The sequence below is a fragment of the Arthrobacter sp. Sr33 genome (genome assembly GCF_054511195.1).
In genome coordinates this window covers 1-1,256 of sequence record NZ_JBTNDD010000028.1, presented here as the reverse complement: position 1 = coordinate 1,256, position 1,256 = coordinate 1, and the positions used below count along the sequence as shown (strand labels likewise).

Below are 1,256 nucleotides of genomic sequence, written 5' to 3'. Positions count from 1 at the left end.
TGGTTGGGCCCCCGTTAGCAGTCCAGTGGCTATGCGATAGCTAGTTGGTTTCCTGCGGTCCAGTTTTCCCAGTAAGCCGACGGTGTCATTCCATCGAGGGATCCATGGGGCCGTTCATGATTGTAGATCTGTTTCCATTCATCGGCCAGGTACTTTGCTTCGGCCAGGGTGTCGATGATTTCCCCGGTGAGTTGTTCCCTTCTGAATTGGGCGTTGAATGACTCGGCGTACCCGTTCTGCCACGGCGACCCCGGGTCAATAAAAGCGGTCTCCACCCCCGCGGTTTGGCACCAGCTGATCAGCGCCGCGGCGGTAAATTCCGGCCCGTTATCCGAGCGGACATACGTCGGCACGACACCGGTTTCGGCGATGATGTCCTCGAGCACCGCGACCACATCCGTCGCGGTGAAAGACCGCCGCGGGATGATGGCCAGGGCGGTACGGGTGTATTCATCGATGACGTTGAAGAATCTCACATGGCGCCCGCAGGAGGTCACATCGGATTGGAAGTCAAAGCTGACCACATGCATCGGATACTGGGCAGCCAACCGCTTCTGCTCACCAGCCCCTGGCCCAGTCCGTCGCTTCTTTCGCGCCCTGGGCTTGCAGGTAAGTCCCTCGAGTCGCCACAGCCGGCGCACCCGCTTCGCGTTCAAGGCCACCCCATGCCAGGCTGGCTGGCTGAGTAGGTGCCAGCGCGCCTTCCGCCACCCCCACGCCGGATGCTTCCCCGCAACAGCCCTCAGATCGACCCGCAGCCGGTGGTCTTCGAAGCTCGCGACCGGCCGCCCCTTGCGCAACGCGGAACGGTTCTGGCCCAGGATCTTGCAGGCGAGTCTTTCGGACGCCCCGAACTTCTCCTGCGCCATGCGCACCGCACGCCGCCGAGGTTCCGGGCTCAAAATTTTCCCCGCGCCACCTCATTGAGTATGTCGATGGTCAGTTCCTTCTCCGCAACCAGCTTCTTCAGCCGGGCGTTTTCCTTCTCGAGCTCCCGTACCGCTTTGGTCTGGCCGGCGTTGTGCTCGGAACCGTATTGGTTCAGCCACCGGTACCAGGTCGCTTCGGTAACCTGCAGTTCCTTCACGACCTCAATCATCGGCCGTCCATCGTTGAGCATCTTCTGGCCCTGCCGGACCTTCGCGATGACCTGATCAGGGGTATGTCTACGTGCCATATCGGTGAATTTCCTCCTGCACCCATTATCGGATGCGAAACTCACATAATCACTGGACTCCTACCCGGGGACCCAACCA

1 protein-coding gene is annotated in these 1,256 nt (G+C 60.8%); it reads right to left on the bottom strand.

The genetic code is table 11. From position 1 onward, the window contains the following. Positions 1-29: 29 nt before the first annotated feature. Positions 30-1,177 (bottom strand): IS3 family transposase gene (locus tag ACX80T_RS16270; RefSeq protein WP_116779319.1). Its coding sequence is split into 2 segments (ribosomal slippage): positions 30-913 and positions 913-1,177, totalling 1,149 coding nucleotides; the frame shifts between segments, so codons are not numbered across the junction. Positions 1,178-1,256 lie beyond the last annotated feature (79 nt).